Annotated in this window: 15 protein-coding genes and 1 tRNA gene; 7 read left to right on the forward strand and 9 right to left on the reverse strand. The window is 73.4% G+C overall.

The features are described from left to right. Positions 1 to 74 precede the first annotated feature (74 nt). On the forward strand, positions 75 to 761 hold the full coding sequence (locus tag ACFV0G_RS17270) for a spherulation-specific family 4 protein (RefSeq protein ID WP_380547640.1): 687 nt from the start codon (positions 75 to 77) through the stop codon (positions 759 to 761). Beyond that, complete coding sequence (locus ACFV0G_RS17275; protein ID WP_380547643.1) at positions 758 to 1741, forward strand: endo alpha-1,4 polygalactosaminidase; 984 nt, start codon at positions 758 to 760, stop codon at positions 1739 to 1741. The genes ACFV0G_RS17270 and ACFV0G_RS17275 overlap by 4 nt, the downstream gene beginning before the upstream one ends. Before the next feature lie 76 nt (positions 1742 to 1817). Here ACFV0G_RS17275 and ACFV0G_RS17280 read toward each other — a convergent pair whose 3' ends face one another. Further along, entirely contained in the window at positions 1818 to 1979 is a 162-nt protein-coding gene (locus ACFV0G_RS17280; RefSeq protein WP_380547646.1) for a hypothetical protein, read from the reverse strand. A 303-nt stretch (positions 1980 to 2282) separates the two neighbouring features. Between ACFV0G_RS17280 and ACFV0G_RS17285 the strand changes: the two genes are divergently transcribed. Continuing rightward, complete coding sequence (locus tag ACFV0G_RS17285) at positions 2283 to 6146, forward strand: S8 family serine peptidase (protein ID WP_380547649.1); 3864 nt, start codon at positions 2283 to 2285, stop codon at positions 6144 to 6146. 127 nt (positions 6147 to 6273) lie between these two features. On the opposite strand, the gene ACFV0G_RS17290 is transcribed toward ACFV0G_RS17285, so the two are convergent. Beyond that, positions 6274 to 6347 (reverse strand) — tRNA-Thr (locus tag ACFV0G_RS17290). A gap of 309 nt (positions 6348 to 6656) precedes the next feature. On the opposite strand from ACFV0G_RS17290, the gene ACFV0G_RS17295 reads away from it, so the two are divergent. The 3 genes from ACFV0G_RS17295 to ACFV0G_RS17305 all read left to right on the forward strand — a co-directional run bounded on the left by ACFV0G_RS17295 (position 6657) and on the right by ACFV0G_RS17305 (position 9334). Next, positions 6657 to 7748 carry an ABC transporter ATP-binding protein gene (locus ACFV0G_RS17295; RefSeq protein WP_380547652.1) on the forward strand — a complete coding sequence of 364 codons (1092 nt, stop codon included), beginning with the start codon at positions 6657 to 6659 and terminating at the stop codon, positions 7746 to 7748. A 244-nt stretch (positions 7749 to 7992) separates the two neighbouring features. After that, a complete protein-coding gene (locus ACFV0G_RS17300; protein WP_380547655.1) occupies positions 7993 to 8430 on the forward strand; it encodes a hypothetical protein in 438 nt (145 codons plus the stop codon). 133 nt (positions 8431 to 8563) lie between these two features. Next, positions 8564 to 9334 (forward strand): NDP-sugar synthase, encoded by a 771-nt coding sequence (locus ACFV0G_RS17305; RefSeq protein WP_380547658.1) that lies wholly within the window; start codon positions 8564 to 8566, stop codon positions 9332 to 9334. A 125-nt stretch (positions 9335 to 9459) separates the two neighbouring features. On the opposite strand, the gene ACFV0G_RS17310 is transcribed toward ACFV0G_RS17305, so the two are convergent. The 7 genes from ACFV0G_RS17310 to ACFV0G_RS17340 all read right to left on the reverse strand — a co-directional run bounded on the left by ACFV0G_RS17310 (position 9460) and on the right by ACFV0G_RS17340 (position 16381). After that, entirely contained in the window at positions 9460 to 11082 is a 1623-nt protein-coding gene (locus ACFV0G_RS17310) for a DoxX family protein (RefSeq protein ID WP_380547661.1), read from the reverse strand. Between the two features lie 139 nt (positions 11083 to 11221). After that, positions 11222 to 12217, reverse strand: a complete 996-nt coding sequence (gene rlmB / locus ACFV0G_RS17315; RefSeq protein ID WP_380547664.1) for a 23S rRNA (guanosine(2251)-2'-O)-methyltransferase RlmB — start codon at positions 12215 to 12217, stop codon at positions 11222 to 11224. Positions 12218 to 12318: 101 nt separating this feature from the next. Further along, entirely contained in the window at positions 12319 to 13713 is a 1395-nt protein-coding gene (cysS, locus tag ACFV0G_RS17320) for a cysteine--tRNA ligase (protein ID WP_380547667.1), read from the reverse strand. A gap of 93 nt (positions 13714 to 13806) precedes the next feature. Then, positions 13807 to 14199 (reverse strand): PPOX class F420-dependent oxidoreductase, encoded by a 393-nt coding sequence (locus tag ACFV0G_RS17325; RefSeq protein WP_380547670.1) that lies wholly within the window; start codon positions 14197 to 14199, stop codon positions 13807 to 13809. 173 nt (positions 14200 to 14372) lie between these two features. Continuing rightward, positions 14373 to 14876, reverse strand: a complete 504-nt coding sequence (gene ispF / locus ACFV0G_RS17330; protein WP_380547673.1) for a 2-C-methyl-D-erythritol 2,4-cyclodiphosphate synthase — start codon at positions 14874 to 14876, stop codon at positions 14373 to 14375. Continuing rightward, positions 14866 to 15642: a 2-C-methyl-D-erythritol 4-phosphate cytidylyltransferase gene (gene ispD / locus ACFV0G_RS17335; RefSeq protein WP_380547679.1), complete on the reverse strand. Its 777-nt coding sequence runs from the start codon at positions 15640 to 15642 to the stop codon at positions 14866 to 14868. The genes ispF and ispD overlap by 11 nt, the downstream gene beginning before the upstream one ends. A gap of 256 nt (positions 15643 to 15898) precedes the next feature. Then, positions 15899 to 16381, reverse strand: a complete 483-nt coding sequence (locus ACFV0G_RS17340; protein ID WP_014136563.1) for a CarD family transcriptional regulator — start codon at positions 16379 to 16381, stop codon at positions 15899 to 15901. Positions 16382 to 16829: 448 nt separating this feature from the next. On the opposite strand from ACFV0G_RS17340, the gene ACFV0G_RS17345 reads away from it, so the two are divergent. Further along, positions 16830 to 17525 (forward strand): DUF461 domain-containing protein, encoded by a 696-nt coding sequence (locus ACFV0G_RS17345; protein ID WP_380547676.1) that lies wholly within the window; start codon positions 16830 to 16832, stop codon positions 17523 to 17525. Positions 17526 to 17653: the final 128 nt, after the last annotated feature.

Below are 17653 nucleotides of genomic sequence, written 5' to 3' on the forward strand. Positions count from 1 at the left end.
ACGGCGACAAAATATATATACACTCCTAATATCGTCGGCAGCGTCATTTGTGTATAAGAGACAGCCGTCAGAGGATGCGCCTGCTGGTGCCGCTGTACGTCCACCCGGCCGTCGAACCGGAGATCTGGCAGGCGGTCGCCGCGGCCGGGCCCGACCGGATCGGCGCCGTCGTGCTCAACGTCGCGGACGGGCCCGGCCCCGCGCCGGACCACGCCTTCGCGGCCGCGGCTGACAAGCTCCACCGGTCGGGCATCCAGGTCCTCGGCTACGCGGACACCGCCTACGGGCGGCGGCCGCACGCCGAGGTCACCACCGACCTGCTGCACCACCGCGAGTGGTACGGCGTCGACGGGGTGTACTTCGACCAGGTGTCGGCCCATCCGGACGCGCTGCCGCACTACCGCCGGCTGGCCACCGCGGCCCGGGCGGCGGGCTGCGGCACCGTCGTCCTCGGGCACGGCAGCCACCCGGACCCGGAGTACGCCGACGTGGGGCTGGCGGACTGCCTGGTCACCTTCGAGGGCGACTGGAAGGACTACCAGGAGCTCGAACCGCCGCCGTGGACCAAGCGCCACCCGCCGGCGCGGTTCTGCCACCTGGTGTACGGCGTTCCGGTGGCCGCGGCCGACATGGTCGGCCACCTCGCCGCCGTCCGGGGCGTGGGGCTCGGCTGCGCGGTGCCCGCCGACGGGGCCAACCCGTGGGGCGGACTGCCGTTCGGGCTGCCCCCGGCCCCGCGCGGGGCGGAGTCCGCCCGATGAGCCGATCCACGGACCGCCGGTCGGGCGGCCGGCGCAGCGCGAGGACGGCGTTCGCCGCCCTCGCGGCGGCCGGGCTGCTGTTCGCGGCGGGCTGTTCCAGCAGTGACGGGGACGGCGGCGACGCGGCGGACGACCCGACGGCCGCACCGCCGTCCGCCGGCACCCCGGGGCCGTCCGCCTCGGGGTCCGCGGGCTCGCCCTCGCCGGACGGTTCGCCGGACCCGTCCGGCACCGCCGGGCCCTCGGGCACGGGCAAGCCGTCCGGACGGTCCGGCGGCGGGGCGGTCTGGCACCCGCCGGCCGGGGTCGCCTGGCAGTGGCAGCTCGGCGGCAAGGTCGACCAGTCGGTGGACGTGCCGGTGTACGACATCGACGGCTTCGAGAACGACGCCGGGGTGGTCTCCGCGCTGCACGCCAAGGGCCGCAAGGTGATCTGCTACATCAACGTCGGCGCGTGGGAGAGCTTCCGCTCCGACGCGGGGGCGTTCCCGGAGTCGGTCCGCGGCTCGGGCGACGGCTGGGACGGCGAACGCTGGCTCGACATCAGGCAGTTGGACAAGCTGCGGACGCTGATGGGGGCCCGCTTCGACATGTGCCGGGACAAGGGCTTCGACGCGGTCGAGCCGGACCTGGTCGAGGGCTACGCCAACAAGACCGGGTTCCCGCTCACCGCGGACGACCAGCTCAGGTTCAACCGCATGATCGCCGACCTGGCCCACGAGCGCGGCCTCGGCGTGGGGTTGAAGAACGACCTGGCGCAGATCCCGGCGCTGGTGGACGTGTTCGACTTCTCGGTGGACGAGCAGTGCGCCGAGTTCGACGAGTGCGCCGCGCTCACCCCGTTCATCAAGCAGAACAAGGCGGTGCTGCACGTCGAGTACAACGTGCAGCCGGCCGACTTCTGCGGGCGGGCCCGCTCCCTCGGCCTCAGCTCCATGGCCAAGCACAAGGAACTCGACGCCTGGCGCAAACCCTGCTGAACCCGCGCAAACCTTCCTGAACCCGCGCCGACCGGGCCGCGCCCCACTCACCGGGGAGCGGCCCGCGCTCGTTCCCTCAGCTGCGCGCCCGGGTCGCTGCCGCCACTCCGCAGCACACCCCCACCACGGCCGGCCCGGCGATCCCCCGCAGCCCCTCCCACCCGCCGAGCCACCCCAGCGCGACAAACACCGCAGCGCCCACCGCCACGGCCACCAGCATCCTCACCACAACACTCATGCCGAGGACCATAACCGCAGGTCGAGGCCGCCGTGCAGGCGGACCACCGCGGTCGGCGGACGGCGCCGCCGCGGTGCGCCGACGGACCGGAACGACGCGGGGTCCGGGGCTCGGCCGGACCGGCAAGGGGCCCGCAACGGCCGACCGCCCGAGGGGACGGCGTGGCACGGGGCGACCGTCCGGTACCGGACGGCGGGCTTCCGCCAAGGCGGTAGGCCGCCCGGCAATTGAGTTCGCCCCACCTGACGGATCACCAAGAATGTCCAGCACTCCCGTTCGCCCCACCTTCCGGAGGGCATTCCCGTGCCATCTTCAACCCCACGCCGCAGAGGGCTGCTGGCCCTCGGCGCGGCCGTCGTGGTCCTGGCGGCAACCTCGTCAGGTGCGTACGCAGGCGGGCAGGCCACCACCCAGGCCGATGCCGCCCAGGCCCCCGCCCTCCCGGGCACCCACACCGTCACCCTGATCACCGGCGACAGGGTCACCGTCACCACCCTCGCCGACGGGCACAGCGTCGCCGACGTCCGGCGCCCGGCCACCCTGACCGGCGGCGTCCAGACCCAGCAGGTGGGCAAGGACCTGTACGTCTATCCGACCGAGGCGCTGCCCTACCTCGCCGCGGGCGTGCTGGACCAGCGCCTGTTCGACGTCACCCGGCTCATAGCCGACGGCTACGACGACGCGCGGACGCCGGCGCTGCCGCTCATCGTCCAGTACGACAGCACCGCGCGCAGCGTGCCCGCCCCGCCCGCCGGACTGACCGCGCAGCGGCCCCTGCCGGCGATCGGCGGCGCGGCGGCGTCGGCCGACCGAGCGCGGGCAGCCGGCCTCTGGAAGGACCTCACGCCCGCGGACTCGGTGGCGCGGGCCAGGTCCCGTGCCGATCAGCGGACCGCGGCCGGGAACACGGCGGTGCCGCAGGCGCGGTCCGCACCCGGACCGGCGGTCTTCGGCGACCACATCAGCCACATCTGGCTGGACGGGAAGGTCAGGGCCACCCTCGCGCAGAGCACCGCCCAGATCGGCGCACCGGACGCGTGGAGCGCGGGCGTCGACGGCAAGGGTGTCGACGTCGCCGTCCTGGACACCGGCATCGACGCCGCCCATCCCGACCTGGTCGGCCAGGTCGCCGCCGCGCAGAGCTTCGTCCCCGGCGAGGACGTCGCCGACCACCACGGCCACGGCACCCACACCGCGTCCACCGTCGCCGGCACCGGCGCGGCCTCGGGCGGCAAGGAGAAGGGCGTCGCCCCCGGCTCCCACCTGCTCGTCGGCAAGGTGCTCAGCAACGAGGGCTCCGGCGACGAGTCCTGGATCATCGCCGGCATGCAGTGGGCGGCGCAGACCGAGCACGCCAAGGTCATCAGCATGAGCCTGGGATCCCCCGAACCCAGCGACGGCACCGACCCGATGAGCCAGGCGGTCAACGACCTGAGCGCCTCCACCGGTGCCCTGTTCGTCATCGCGGCAGGCAACTCGGGCGCGGGCGGCATCGGCTCGCCCGGCGCGGCCGCCTCCGCCCTGACCGTGGGCGCGGTGGACTCCGGCGACCGACTCGCCTGGTTCTCCAGCACGGGCCCGCGGATCCCGGACGGCGGCCTCAAGCCCGAGATCACCGGGCCCGGCGTGGACATCCTGGCCGCCCGCGCGGACGGCACCACCATGGGCACCCCGGCGGGCCAGTACTACACCACCGCCAGCGGCACCTCGATGGCGACCCCGCACGTGGCGGGCGCCGCCGCGCTGCTCGCCGAGGAGCACCCCGACTGGACCGGCCAGCGGATCAAGGACGCGCTGGTCAGTACGAGCAGGGAGACCGCCGGCATCGCGGTGACCGACGGCGGTGCGGGCCGCGTGGACGCCAAGGCCGCCCTGCTCGGCACCGTCACCGCGTCCGCCAGTGCCTGGTCGGGCTTCTTCTCCTGGCCGCACACCGCGGACAGGCCGTCGTCGCGGACCGTCACCTACACCAACGGCGGTGGCGCCGACGTCACGCTCAACCTGGCGGCCAAGGGCACCGCACCGGACGGCACAGCAGCCGCGGCCGGCGTCTTCGCGCTCTCGGCGCCCACCGTCACCGTCCCGGCCCGCGGCACCGCGCAGGTGACCGTCACCGCGGACCCGACCGCCGCCGCCTACGGAGTGACGGACGGCCAGGTCGAGGCGACCGACGCCACCGGCGCCGTGGTGGCGCACACCCTGATCGGCCTCGACCGCGAGCCGGAGCGCTACAACCTCACCGTCAACGCGACCGACCGCGCCGGCAAGCCGCTCTCCGGCTACGCGGCGATCTACCGGACCGGCGACCCGAACCCGATCCAGATCCAGATCCCGGACTCCGGCACCACCGCGCTGCGCCTGCCGAAGGGCGAGTACTCGCTGCTGATGTACGCGGACCTGCCGGGCGCGGCCGGGCCCGAGGACCTCGGCCTGGGCGTGCTGTCCGTGCCGCAGATCGCCCTCGACCAGGACCGCACCGCCGGCCTGGACGCCCGCCGGGCGCACCGGGTCTCCGCGGTGACCCCGAAGGCCTCCGCCGATCAGGAGCTGCGGGTCGAGTGGAACCGGACCACCGCCGACGGCGGTGTCCTCAACGGGAACTACATGGTGCCGGTCTCCTACACCAGTGTCTGGGCGCAGAGCACCGCTCCGGTGACCAACGGCAGCTTCCACTTCGACACCCGCTGGCGCAGGGGCGCGCCGCCGCTGGCCCTCACGGCCGACGGGCCCGGCTCCCACGGCCTGGACACCGCGGCCGGGGACTTCCCCAACCTCATGGTCATGAGCGGCAGTTCGATGCTCCCGGCCGGCACCCGCAGGCTGGGAGTGGTCTCCGCCGGGCAGGGCCTGGCCTCGGACTACGCCGGACTGGACGCCGCAGGCAAGGCCGTGGTCGTCACGTTCTCCCGGAAGGCGAACCTCGCCGACCAGGTCGCGGCCAACAACGCCCAGGTCGCGGCCGCCACCGCGGCGGGGGCCGCGCTGCTGCTGGTCGTCAACGACACCGCCGGCCGGCTCAACAGCTGGTACGGCGGCGCGGACTACGTCAGCCGGAGCCCGATCGAGGTCGCGAGCCTGGGATCGAGCGAGGGCGCCGCACTGATCGCGGCGGCCGCTCGGCCGGGTCTGCGGCTGGAGGTCACCTCGACCCCCTCCTCGCCGTACGTCTACGACCTGGTGGAGCGGCACGACGGCGCGGTCCCGGCGGCCGACATGACGTACCGTCCGACGGAGCGCGACCTCGCCCGGTTCGACTCCCGTTTCGCCGGCCGGCCCGACGCGCCCGGCTACAACGGCCGGTACGACCTGCAGGACTTCGACCAGTACGCGGTCGGCTTCGACCAGCGCCAGTCGCTCGGGACGGCACGTACCGACTGGGTCACCCCGGGCCACGGCGCCTTCACCTGGTACGAGCAGTCCGGCATCACCGATGTGGTCGAGGAGCGCGCGCAGCTCGTCGACCCGAAGCCCGGCTCCCGGGCCGACGACCAGTGGTTCTCCCCGGTGATCCACCCGAGGCTGGGCGACAGCGTGCTGCCCAACCGGCAGGGGGACTACTTCTCCCTCAACATCCCGGCCTGGGGCGACGGGGGCAACGGCCACACCGGCTACGACTTCGGCGACTGGCAGTCGACCCCGGACCAGCTGCACGAGACGGTCTCGCTCTACCAGGGCGACACCCTCGTCAAGTCGACCGACCACCAGCAGCTCAACACCTTCACCCCGGTCCGCCCGGACCCGCTGCGCTACCGGCTGGTCGCCGAGACCGCCCAGAGCACGGTGTTCCCCACCTCGACGGCCACCCGGACCGAATGGGGATTCACCTCCGGGAACGGCTACGCCGACCTCCCGCTGATCCAGCTCGACTACGGCGTCACCACCGACCCGGCCGGCACGACGGGCCGGCGGTCCGCGCTCACCCTGACCGCCTCCCACCTGCCCGACGTCACCGGAGCCGGGACGGTCGACCGAGCGGCGCTGCAGGTCTCCTACGACGAGGGCGCGCACTGGACCCCGCTCGCCCTGCGGAAGACCGCCGACGGCCACTGGACCGCGGACGTCAGGGCGCCCGGCTCGGCCGGGTACGTGTCGATCCGCGCCACCGCCCACGACAGCGCGGGCAACACGGTCAGCCAGACCGTGCTGCGCGCCTACGCCGTGAAGTAGCGAGCAGGGGGCGATGAGCCCCGTGGACCGGCCACTGAGGTCGGGTCTCGATGCAGAAGGGCCCCGGACCGATGACGGTCCGGGGCCCTTCCGTGTTCGCCAGGCCGCTGACCTGATCAAACAAACGAGCCCCCTGTCGGGTTCGAACCGACGACCCCCGCTTTACAAGAGCGGTGCTCTGGCCAGCTGAGCTAAGGAGGCACGGTGACCGTCCGCGGCAGGCCACGGCGGTACCACGGGCAGTGTAGCGGGCGGGGGCGGGCCAGTGGGGGTGGTTGAGTCGTGCAAGATCTCCGTCGGGCCGGGTCGGTTTGGGCGGTGTGTCCGGCTTGTGATCCGGCCGATGCCGAATTCGGCCACCGGCAGGGGCTGACAACCGGATGAACGTACGGGTACCGTCGCGGGGAGTCGGCTCGCCCGGTGCAGACCACGCCCGTGCACGCCGGCCAGACAATCCAACCTTTACTCGGATCGTCCGGCACGTTCCTGCCGGTGAAGGAGAGCACAGCCATGGCTTCTGTCACGTTCGACAAGGCGACCCGTCTGTACCCGGGCGGCACCAAGCCCGCCGTCGACGCCCTGGACCTGCACGTCGAGGACGGCGAGTTCCTCGTCCTGGTCGGCCCCTCCGGTTGTGGCAAGTCGACCAGCCTCCGCATGCTGGCGGGCCTGGAGGACGTGAACGGCGGCGCCATCCGCATCGGCGACCGCGACGTCACCCACCTCCCGCCGAAGGACCGGGACATCGCCATGGTGTTCCAGAACTACGCGCTCTACCCGCACATGACCGTCGCGGACAACATGGGCTTCGCCCTGAAGATCGCCGGCGTGAACAAGGCCGAGATCCGCGCGAAGGTCGAGGAGGCCGCGAAGATCCTCGACCTGACCCAGTACCTGGACCGCAAGCCGAAGGCGCTCTCCGGCGGTCAGCGCCAGCGTGTCGCCATGGGCCGCGCGATCGTCCGCGAGCCGCAGGTCTTCCTCATGGACGAGCCGCTGTCGAACCTCGACGCCAAGCTCCGCGTCTCCACCCGTACCCAGATCGCCGGCCTGCAGCGCCGCCTGGGCATCACCACGGTCTACGTCACCCACGACCAGACCGAGGCCATGACCATGGGCGACCGCGTCGCGGTGCTCAAGGACGGTCTGCTGCAGCAGGTCGACGCCCCCCGCAAGATGTACGACAAGCCCGCCAACGTCTTCGTCGCCGGCTTCATCGGCTCCCCCGCGATGAACCTGGTGGACGTCCCGCTGGTCGACGGCGGCGTGAAGTTCGGCGGCTCGGTCATCAACATCTCCCGCGAGGACCTGGCCGGCGCCGGCTCGGACAAGACGGTCACCGTCGGCATCCGCCCGGAGCACTTCGAGATCGTCCAGGGCGGCGGCATCGAGGGCGTCGCGGTCACCGTCAACGTCGTCGAGGAGCTCGGCGCGGACGGCTTCGTCTACGGCACCACGAAGATCGGCGGCGAGGACACCGACCTGGTCGTCCGCGTCCACGGCCGCCAGATCCCGCAGAAGGGCGAGACGGTCCACGTCGTCCCGACCGGCGGCGAGACCCACGTCTTCTCCAAGAGCACCGGCGAGCGCCTGAGCAAGTAAGGCCCCGGCACCGCCACGCACGGGCCCCCGTCGCACCGCGAGCACCCCGCTCGCACCGCGGCGGGGGCCGTCGCCGTCCGGGCCGGACGGCCTCCGGACCTGCCGGGCCCGACCGGCCGGCACCGGTCACCGCGGGCCCCGCGCGGCGCAGCGTCAACCTGGCGGCGGAACAAAACGGGACACGTGTCACTCATTGGTGTAACGGAATGCATGTCGGCCGCTACCCACCGCTACGCTCCTGTGCGTGAAACAGCTCCTACGCCGCATCGGCCAGACCGTGGCCCTCACCCTGCCGGTGATCCTGGTGACCACCGGCACCCTCGCCGTGACCCGGGTTCCGTGGGCACCGCCGACCGGGCTCGACCAGCAGGTGGTCGCGGCGTCCAGCGGTGACGGCAGCATCGGCCGCTCCGCGACGGTCGCGGACACCCAGGGCCTCGCCCCGCAGGACGCGCTCCGCGCCGACCTGCTGGAGGAGCTGCGCGCCCACAACCCCGGCACCGCGCTCGACCTGCTGGAGCGGACGATGCGCGAGAAGCCCTCGCTCACCCCGTACTGCACCTCGCTCGCGGCCGATCTCGGCCGCGAGGCGGTCCGCAAGTACCAGGGCGACGTGCAGCGGGCCCGTTCCTTCGCCCGCCCGGTCTGCGACGGCTCGTTCGCCTCGGGCGTCACGGGCTGACACCCCGTCGGCGGGCGTTCACCGGTGCGGTGGGCGCCCGCCGCTGCCCGGCCGGCGCGGGAGGCCCGCCGCTCCCGTCGGGAAGCGCTGTGAACACTGGGGTCCGCCGCATGCGGACCCTATTGTTCTGGCTATGACCGCTGACCTCACGCCGCCGCAGGCGGCCGCCCTCGCCTCACCCGCCCCGGCCGTGACGCAGGCCGTCATCCTCGCCGGCGGCCAGGGCTCCCGGCTCCGCCCCTACACCGACGACCGGCCGAAGCCGCTGGTCGAGATCCCCGGCACGGGCGTGCCGATCATCGGCCACCAACTGGCCTGGCTGGCCTCCGAGGGCGTGACCGACGTGGTGATCTCCTGCGGGCACCTCGCCGAGGTCCTGCAGGACTGGCTGGCCTCCGCCGACCTCCCGCTGCGCGTCGACACGGTAATCGAGCACGAGCCGCTCGGCCGCGGCGGTGGCCTGAAGTACGCCTCCGCCGCGCTGCCCCGTCCCGGCGAGCCGTGGTACGCCACCAACGGCGACATCTGGACGCGCTTCAGCCTCCGCGAGATGGCCGCCTTCCACCACGAGCGGGCCGCCGTCGCCACGCTGGCGCTGGCCCGCCCGCGGATCCCCTGGGGCGCCGTGGAGACCGACCAGTTCGGCAACGTCCTGGACTTCATCGAGGCGCCGCCGTCGCCGTTCCTCATCAACGCCGGCCTGTACGTCTTCGGTCCGGCCTTCCGCGACCTGCTGCCCGAGGTCGGCGACCACGAGCGGACGACCTTCCCGCAGCTGGCCCGGGCCAAGCAGCTGGCGGGCTATCAGCTCCCCCAGGGCTGCTACTGGCGGGCCATCGACACCGCCAAGGACCTCACCGAAGCCGCCAAGGAGCTCGCCGCCGCCGGCCGCCTGAACGACTGACAGACCCGGACGGCCCCGTTGTCGGCCGGCCGCACCGCCCCGGCGCCGGCGGCAGCACGGCGACGGCCCTCCCACCCCGTGGTGGAAGGGCCGTCGCGGTGTGCCGGGGCGCGGTGGACGGTCCGTCAGGCCGTCATGTCGCCTCCCGTGCGCTCCATGCCGAGCGTGAGACCGCCGATCGGACCACTGCCGAGCACGCCGCCGATCAGACCGGCGCTGCTGCCGGGCCGCGGCGTGGCACCGCCGGAGCCGCCGCCCGAGCCGCCGTGGCCGGACCGGCCGGGGCTCGACGTGCCGCCCGTGCCCGTGCTCCCGGGTGTCCTGGTCGACTTCGACTTCGTCCCCTTGCCGGAGGGCGAGCCGGACGGAGAGGGCGAGGTGGACCGGGTGGGGGTCGGCGACGGGCTGGGCGTGGGCGTCGGCGACGGGGAGGGCGAGGCGCCGTCGGAGGGCCACAGCGGGGATCCGTAGTCACTGGGCTGCCGCACGGGCCCGCCGGTCTGGCCGCCGGTGCGGACGGCGGCGCCGAGCATCGACCCGATGAGCAGGGTGAGCCCGACGACCACCGTGCTCACCACGGAGCCGCGGCGCAGTACCCGCCGGCGGACCGCACGCGGCGCCTCCGGCCCGTACTGCCGCCAGGCGTCCAGGGCGATCCGGCCGTCCAGCGAGGCGAACGGCGCGCCCGCGATCAGCAGCGGGCTCCACGCGGCCAGGAAGATCAGGTCGGGGGCGTCGTAGACCGGTACGGCCCGCCAGCTCACCGTGAACAGCAGGGCCGCCGAGAGCGCCATCGCGGCCGCCGAGGCGGCCCGCTGCCACAGGCCGAGGATGGTGAGCACGCCCACCACGATCTCGGTGAACGCCACCCCGAGCCCCGCGCCGACCGGATGGTTCATCGCGAAGGCCAGCAGTGGCTCGGCGACCCGCCACGGGTGCAGCGAGGAGAGCCAGCGCATCATCGAACCGCGGTCGCCGCCGTCGAAGTACACCGGGTCGCAGAGCTTGCTGAAGCCCGCGTAGACCGAGAGCGAGCCGAGGACGATGCGCAGCGGCAGAAGGACCAGGCCGAGGTCGACCCGGCGCCCGGGGTGCCAGGCGTGCCGGCCGTCACCCGGTGCGGGGGCGGCCGCCGAGACCTCGGGCAGCTCGCCGCTGGGTGCCCAGCCGGGTGTCAGCGGCGCGGCGTACGGCAGCTCGGGCGGTGGTCCGGACTGCCGCGGCACGGCGTGCAGCGGCTGGGTCTCGGCGCCGGCCGGGGCGCCGGCCGGGGCGCCGGCCGGGGCGGGCACGGTGGTCAGCCGGACGGCCTCCAGCAGCTGGGTGGCCGCGAGGTCGCCGGGGGCCGCCTGGCCCGTCCAGGTCACCGTGGTGACCCGGCGCTTGCGGCGCGGCCCGGCACCGACACCCGCGCCGGCGAAGGCCGGGACCTGGGTGCTCGGCACGACCACCTGCGGGGTGATCAGCGGGCGCGAGCCGAACCCGGCGGCACCGGCGTGCGCACCGGCATAGGCGTCCCCGTGGACGCTGCCGTACGCACCGGTGTGCATGCCATAGGGATCCCCGAAGGCCGCGCCCGGTGCATCGATCAGCGGGGCCACCGGGGCGGCGAGCCGGATGCGGAAGCTGGCCTGGGTGCTGCTGAGCTTCGCGGGGTCGGACGGCACCTTGACCGTGTTGAGGTCGGGGCCGGGATCTATCCCCGCCGTGCCGCCCTGCCCGGGGCGCCGAGGTGTTCTGGTGTCCACACCCCTCTAACCGGGTGACACCCCCCGAGGACACTCTCCCGGGTGGATTCGCGGCGCGAATTTGAAGTGATCATGAGAAAACCGATCGGGCCCGGCCGGACCCGATCGGTTCCTCTCAGCAAGCGGTCGAGGGCGGTCCTCAGCCCTGCTTGGCGCGCATCCGGGCGGCCTCGTAGAGCACGATGCCGGCGGCCACGCCCGCGTTCAGCGACTCGGTCTCACCCGGCATCGGGATCCGGACCCGGATGTCGCAGGTCTCCGAGACCAGCCGGGACAGGCCCTTGCCCTCGGAACCCGCCACCACGACGACCGGGCCGGTGAGCACCTCGAGGTCGCCGATCTCGGCCTCGCCGTCGGCGGCCAGGCCGACGACCATCAGGCCGGCCTTCTGGTAGGCCTCCAGCGCGCGGGTCAGGTTGGTGGCCCGGGCGACGGGCAGCCGGGCCGCGGCGCCGGAGGAGGTCTTCCAGGCGCCGGCGGTCATACCGGCGGCACGGCGCTCGGGGATGACCACGCCGTGCGCGCCGAAGGCGGCGGCGGAGCGGACCACGGCTCCGAGGTTCCGGGAGTCGGTGACCCCGTCGAGCGCCATGATCAGGGGCGCCTCGCCGTTGTCGGCCGCGTCGGCGACCAGGTCGTCGGGGTGCGCGTACTCGTACGGCGGAACCTGGAGGACCAGGCCCTGGTGGTTCAGGCCGCCGGTCATCTGGTCGAGCTGCGCGCGGGGGGCCTCCATGAGCGGCACGCCGCGCTCGTTGGCGGCCTGGTAGGCGTCGCGCACCCGGTCGTCGGTGTCGATGAACTGCATCACGTACAGCGCGGTGGCGGGCACGCCGCCCCGCAGCGCCTCGACCACCGAGTTGCGGCCGACGACCAGCTCGGCGGCACCGGCGCCGCCGCGGCCGCCCCGGCCGCCGCCGCCGGCGCGGCGCATGCCGGCCCGCGACTTGGCGTCCCGCTCGCGCTTGAGGGCCGCGTTGGCGGCCCGCTGCTTCGGGTGCCCCTTGCGGGCCTCGCCGGGCGGGGTCGGGCCCTTGCCCTGCAGTGCCTTCCGGCTGTGGCCGCCGGTACCGACACTCGCGCCCTTCTTCGACCCGGGGTTGCGGCGGTTCCTGCGTGCACTGTTGCCGGCCATGGCTGAACTTCCTGTCTCTTCTACGTCTTGAGGTTCGTCATGAGGATGGGCCGTAGCCGGTCGAACGGCTGCGGCCCACCCTCACCCCGTCGTGGACGGGGCTACTGGTTGCTGATCGTCCAGCGGGGGCCGGACGGGGTGTCCTCGATCGCCAGCCCGGCCAGGCCGAGCTGGTCACGGATGGCGTCCGCGGTGGCGAAGTCCTTGCGGGCCCTGGCCGCCTGGCGCTGCTCCAGCACCAGCCGGACGAGCGAGTCGACCACGCCGTGCAGGTCGTCGCCGCGGTCGGCGCCGGCCCACTGCTCGTCGAGCGGGTCGAGGCCCAGCACTCCGAGCATCGCACGGACCTCGGCCAGACGCGCCACCGCGCTCTCCTTGTCGTCCGCGGTCAGGGCGCTGTTGCCCTGGCGGACGGCGGTGTGCACGACGGCGAGCGCCTGCGGGACGCCGAGGTCGTCGTCCATCGCCTCGGCGAAGGCGAGCGGGACCTCCGGCGCGGCGTCGACCGCGCCGCAGCGCTCCACCACGCGCTGGATGAAGCCCTCGATCCGGGCGAACCCGGTCTCAGCCTCGCGCAGCGCGTCCTCGCTGTACTCGATCATCGAGCGGTAGTGCGGGGCAGCCAGGTAGTAGCGGAGCACGATCGGGCGCCAGCGCTGGACCATCTCGGAGACGAGCACCGAGTTGCCCAGCGACTTGCTCATCTTCTCGCCGCTCATGGTGACCCAGGCGTTGTGCACCCAGAAGGCCGCGAACTCGTCGCCGAACGCCTTCGACTGGGCGATCTCGTTCTCGTGGTGCGGGAAGATCAGGTCGAGGCCGCCGCCGTGGATGTCGAAGGCGCTGCCCAGGTACTTGTGCGCCATGGCGGAGCACTCCAGGTGCCAGCCCGGGCGGCCGCGGCCCCAGGGGGTCTCCCAGCTGGGCTCGCCCTCCTTGGCCCGCTTCCACATGGCGAAGTCGCGCGGGTCCCGCTTGCCGGTCTCGCCCTCACCCGACGGCTGCTGGAGGTTCTCCAGCTTCTGGTTGGAGAGGGCCAGGTAGTCGGGGAAGGACTTCACGTCGAAGTAGACGTTGCCCTCCGACTCGTAGGCGTGGCCGCGCTCGATCAGGCCGCGCATCATCTCGATCATCTCCGGCACATGGCCGGTGGCACGCGGCTCCACCGTGGGCGGCAGGCAGCCGAGCGCGGTGTAACCGTCGTTGAAGGCGCGCTCGTTGGCGTACGCGATCTGCCACCACGGGGTGCCGAGCTCGCGCTCCTTCTGGATCACCTTGTCGTCGATGTCGGTGACATTGCGCACGAAGGTGACGTCGTAGCCGCGGTAGGCGAACCACCGCCGCATGATGTCGAAGTTGAGGCCGGACCGGATGTGCCCGATGTGCGGGGGCGCCTGGACGGTCGCGCCACACAGGTAGATCGAGACACAGCCCGGTACAAGCGGGACGAAGTCGCGTACCTGGCGGTCGTGGGTGTCGTACAGGCGAAGGCTCACAGCGTCAAGCGTAGTGGGCGCACGGGGGTGCCCCGCCACCTCCGCGGGCAGATCGCCGCGAAGCCGCCGCCGCCCGGCGGCCCGGACTGCGGGTCAGATGTTGCCGACGATCTTGCGGGGGGAGAGCCGTACGACCACCCTGACGTCCTCGGGGCCGTCGGCGGTGTAGTCCTGACCTCGGTACTTCCGGGAGAGCTCGTTGATCAGGTCGCGGCCGCCGGCCCGGGTCATGGTGACCGCGCCGCGGGCCTCCAGGTAGTCGTACGGGTGCTCCGGCGGATTGATGACGAGGCTGATCCGCGGGTCGGCCGTCATGTTGAGGTGCTTGCGCCGCCCCTCCAAGGTGGAGAAGAGGATGTCGTCGCCGTCCCGCTTCACCCAGACGACGGACGACTGCGGGCTGCCGTCGGGCTGCACGGTCGACAGCACCGCGAAGGTCGTCCCGTCCAGAAGCTTCTTCGCCCGGTCCGACAGGGATGCGGCCATCGGGGTCTCCTTTGCTCGGCCTGTGACGGCCGCCACCCGCGGCCGGATGCCTCGCGGTCACGCTACCGGGCGTGCCGCGTACGCACCCTTACTGAGCGCCCGTCAGCCCCGATGTGTTCCAGAGGTCACCCGAACGGGTGGGCGGCGTCCGCCCGCGCCGGGCGGACGCGCGCTCAGCGCACCCGGTAGACCAGCGCCGTGGCGATCGCCGCCAGGCCCTCGGCGCGGCCGGTCAGCCCCAGTCCGTCGGTGGTCGTCCCGGAGACCGAGACCGGCGCCCCGACCGCCGCGGACAGCGTCGCCTGGGCCTCCGCCCGGCGCTTGCCGATCTTCGGCCGGACCCCGATCACCTGCACCGCGACATTGCCGATCTCGAAACCCTCGGCGCGCACGATCCGGGCCGCCTCGGCGAGCAGCGCGACGCCCGCGGCACCGGCCCACTCCGGGCGGTCGGTGCCGAAGTGCGCGCCCAGGTCCCCGACGCCCGCCGCGGAGAACAGCGCGTCGCAGGCGGCGTGCGCGGCGACGTCGGCGTCCGAGTGCCCGGCCAGCCCGTACGGCGAGTCGGGCCAGTCGAGACCGGCCACCCGCAGCGGCCGGCCGGCCTCGAAGGCGTGCACGTCCGTACCGATGCCCACCAGCGGGATCAGCGGCGCGGCGGTCGGGTCAGAAGCCATCGGAGGCCCTCCTGCGGGCGAGCACGGCCTCGGCGAGTACGAGGTCCAGCGGACGGGTCACCTTGAACGCCTCCTCGTGGCCGGGCACCACGACCACCCGGCCGCCGAAGCGCTCGATCAGTCCGGCGTCGTCGGTCACCGGCGGCAGGCCGCCGGCCGACTCCTCGGCCAGCGCCTTCTCGTGCACCTCGTGCAGCGCCGACCGGCGGAAGCCCTGGGGGGTCTGCACGGCACGCAGCACGGCCCGGTCGGGGGTGTCCAGCACGGGCTCGGGGATCCCGGGCGCCTGCGGCTCGACGCGCTTGACCGTATCGGCCAGCGGGACGGCCGGCACCACGGCCTCGGCCCCGGCGCGGACGGCGGCGACGACCGCGTCCACCACCTCGACCGGGACGAGCGGGCGCGCCGCGTCGTGCACCAGCACGATCCCGGTGTCCTCCGGGATCGCGGCCAGTCCGAGCCGCACCGACTCCTGGCGGGTGGCCCCGCCGGCCACCACCCGGACGTCCTGCCGGTCCAGGCCGTGCCCGTCCAGCAGGGCGGCCACGTCGGCGACGCCGTCCGGCGGCGCTGCCACCACGACCAGGCCGACCGCCCGGCTGCGGGCCAGTGCGCGCACCGCGTGGACCAGCAGCGGGACGCCGCCGAGCTCGCGCAGGGCCTTGGGCGCGCCGGGCCCCAGCCGCTCCCCGCGACCGGCGGCCGGGACGACCGCTGCAACTGCTGCTGTGCCGTTCAGGTTTCGCTCCTTCGGCGAAGTGGGTATGGCCTTGGCGTGCGCCGACCGGCGGACACCAGGACCCCCTTCCGACTGCACGTTAGTAGACCCTCCCGTACGGGCACGCACGCCGCGGCAGCGCGGCGGGGCGCCCGGTGCGACGGGCGGGTGCTCCAGCACACCCCGCACGGGGCCGGGCCGGACACGCCGAAGCGCCCGACGTGCCGGACATCACCCCGGGGTGATCTCCGACATCGGGCGCTGGGCGTGGTGAGGACCGCCGAAGGACGGCCGCCCGGAGGCCTCAGGAGGCGAGGACCTCGTCGAGCAGCGTCTCCGCCTTGTCCTCGTTGGTGTTCTCGGCCAGCGCGAGCTCGCTGACCAGGATCTGCCGGGCCTTGGCGAGCATCCGCTTCTCACCGGCCGACAGACCGCGCTCGCGCTCGCGGCGCCACAGGTCGCGGACGACCTCCGCGACCTTGATGACATCGCCCGAGGCGAGCTTCTCGAGGTTCGCCTTGTAGCGCCGGGACCAGTTGGTGGGCTCCTCGGTGTACGGCGCGCGCAGCACCTCGAAGACCCGGTCGAGACCTTCCTGACCGACCACGTCGCGCACGCCGACGAACTCTGCGTTCTCGGCGGGAACGCGCAGCGTCAGATCTCCCTGCTGCACCTTGAGCACCAGGTAGGTCTTGTCCACACCTTTGATCTGGCGAGTTTCGATGGCCTCGATCAGCGCAGCCCCGTGATGGGGGTAGACCACCGTGTCGCCAACCTTGAACGTCATGTGACAGGACCCCTTCCGTGGCTTTCCAGAATAACACGCTTCGGAGCGCACCCGAAGGGCGTTTGCGCAGGTCAGGGCCGGTCTCAGGGCTTGACAAGGACCCCCATGACGTGCTGCGACCGGTGTTCGACGGAGGCTTCCCGCAGGTCGGAGGCGGTGCAGCGGCTCGGCGAAACCTCTGGCAACACTCCCGAAACCATGATTGGATCTTGAGTTTTTGCCATGGTGCGCGTCGTGTCCGCGTCGGCGCCCCGTCGCCCGTGTCGGAACCCCGGGCGACCTGCACCGGTTCGTGGGCGTCCCGGGCGCCCCGGTGCGCGCGCCGCGGGTGCGGACGGCGGCCCCGGCCGCGACACGGGGCCACCCCGTGAGAAGCGGGCAGGGGCGGTCGGTAGTCTGATCGCTGACCACCCGATACGTGATCCTCATCCAAGGAGAAGTCGCCGCCGTGAGCCGGAGCCTTCGACGCGGCGCCATCGCCGCCCTCGTTCTTGCCGCCATCCTCCCGCTGTCCGCGTGCGCCACCGGCAACGACGCGGCGACGCTGGAGATCAAGCCGGACAACGCGGCGACGTCGATCGGCACGACCCTCCGCCTCAACAACATCCTCGTAGTGACCCCGGCCCGGACGGCCGCCGAGGGCGCGGCCGAGGCGACCACCCCGGCGAACATCACCGTCAACATCAGCAACACCGGGTCCGCCCCGGAGGTGCTGCAGTCGATCGAGGTGGCCGGCGCGGGCTCCGCGACCTTCACCGACGCCAAGGGCGCGGCGCTCTCCGAGATCGTCATCCCGGTGGGCGGCTCCGTGCTGCTCGGCGGCGAGGGCCAGCCGGCCGCGCACCTGGCGCCGGCCAAGCTGCCGGTCGGCGGCTACGCCGACACCACCTTCTCGTTCAAGACCGCGGGCAAGGCCGCCGTCCCGGCGGGCGTCCGCCCGGCCACCGGCCTGTACGCCTCGTTCGGCCCGAAGGCCGAGCCCACCGCGTCGGCCACCGCCTCGGCGACCGCCGCCGCGTCGCCGTCCGCGGGCGCCTCGGCCTCGGCGACCGCCACCGGCAGCGCGACCGCCTCGGCGACCGCGACCGGCACCGGCACCGCCACCGCGACCGGCACCGCCTCCCCCAGCGCCTCGGCGCACTGATCCGCCCGCCGGTTCTCCGGCGGATGCACGAGGGCCCCCCCCCGCGGCGGGGGCCCTCGCGGGGCCCGGGGGCGGGCTACGGCGGGAACATGTAGACCACAACCCGGAAGGTGTACAAGTAGCCGGGG

The organism is Kitasatospora sp. NPDC059571 (assembly GCF_042735675.1).
Lineage (GTDB): Bacteria > Actinomycetota > Actinomycetes > Streptomycetales > Streptomycetaceae > Kitasatospora.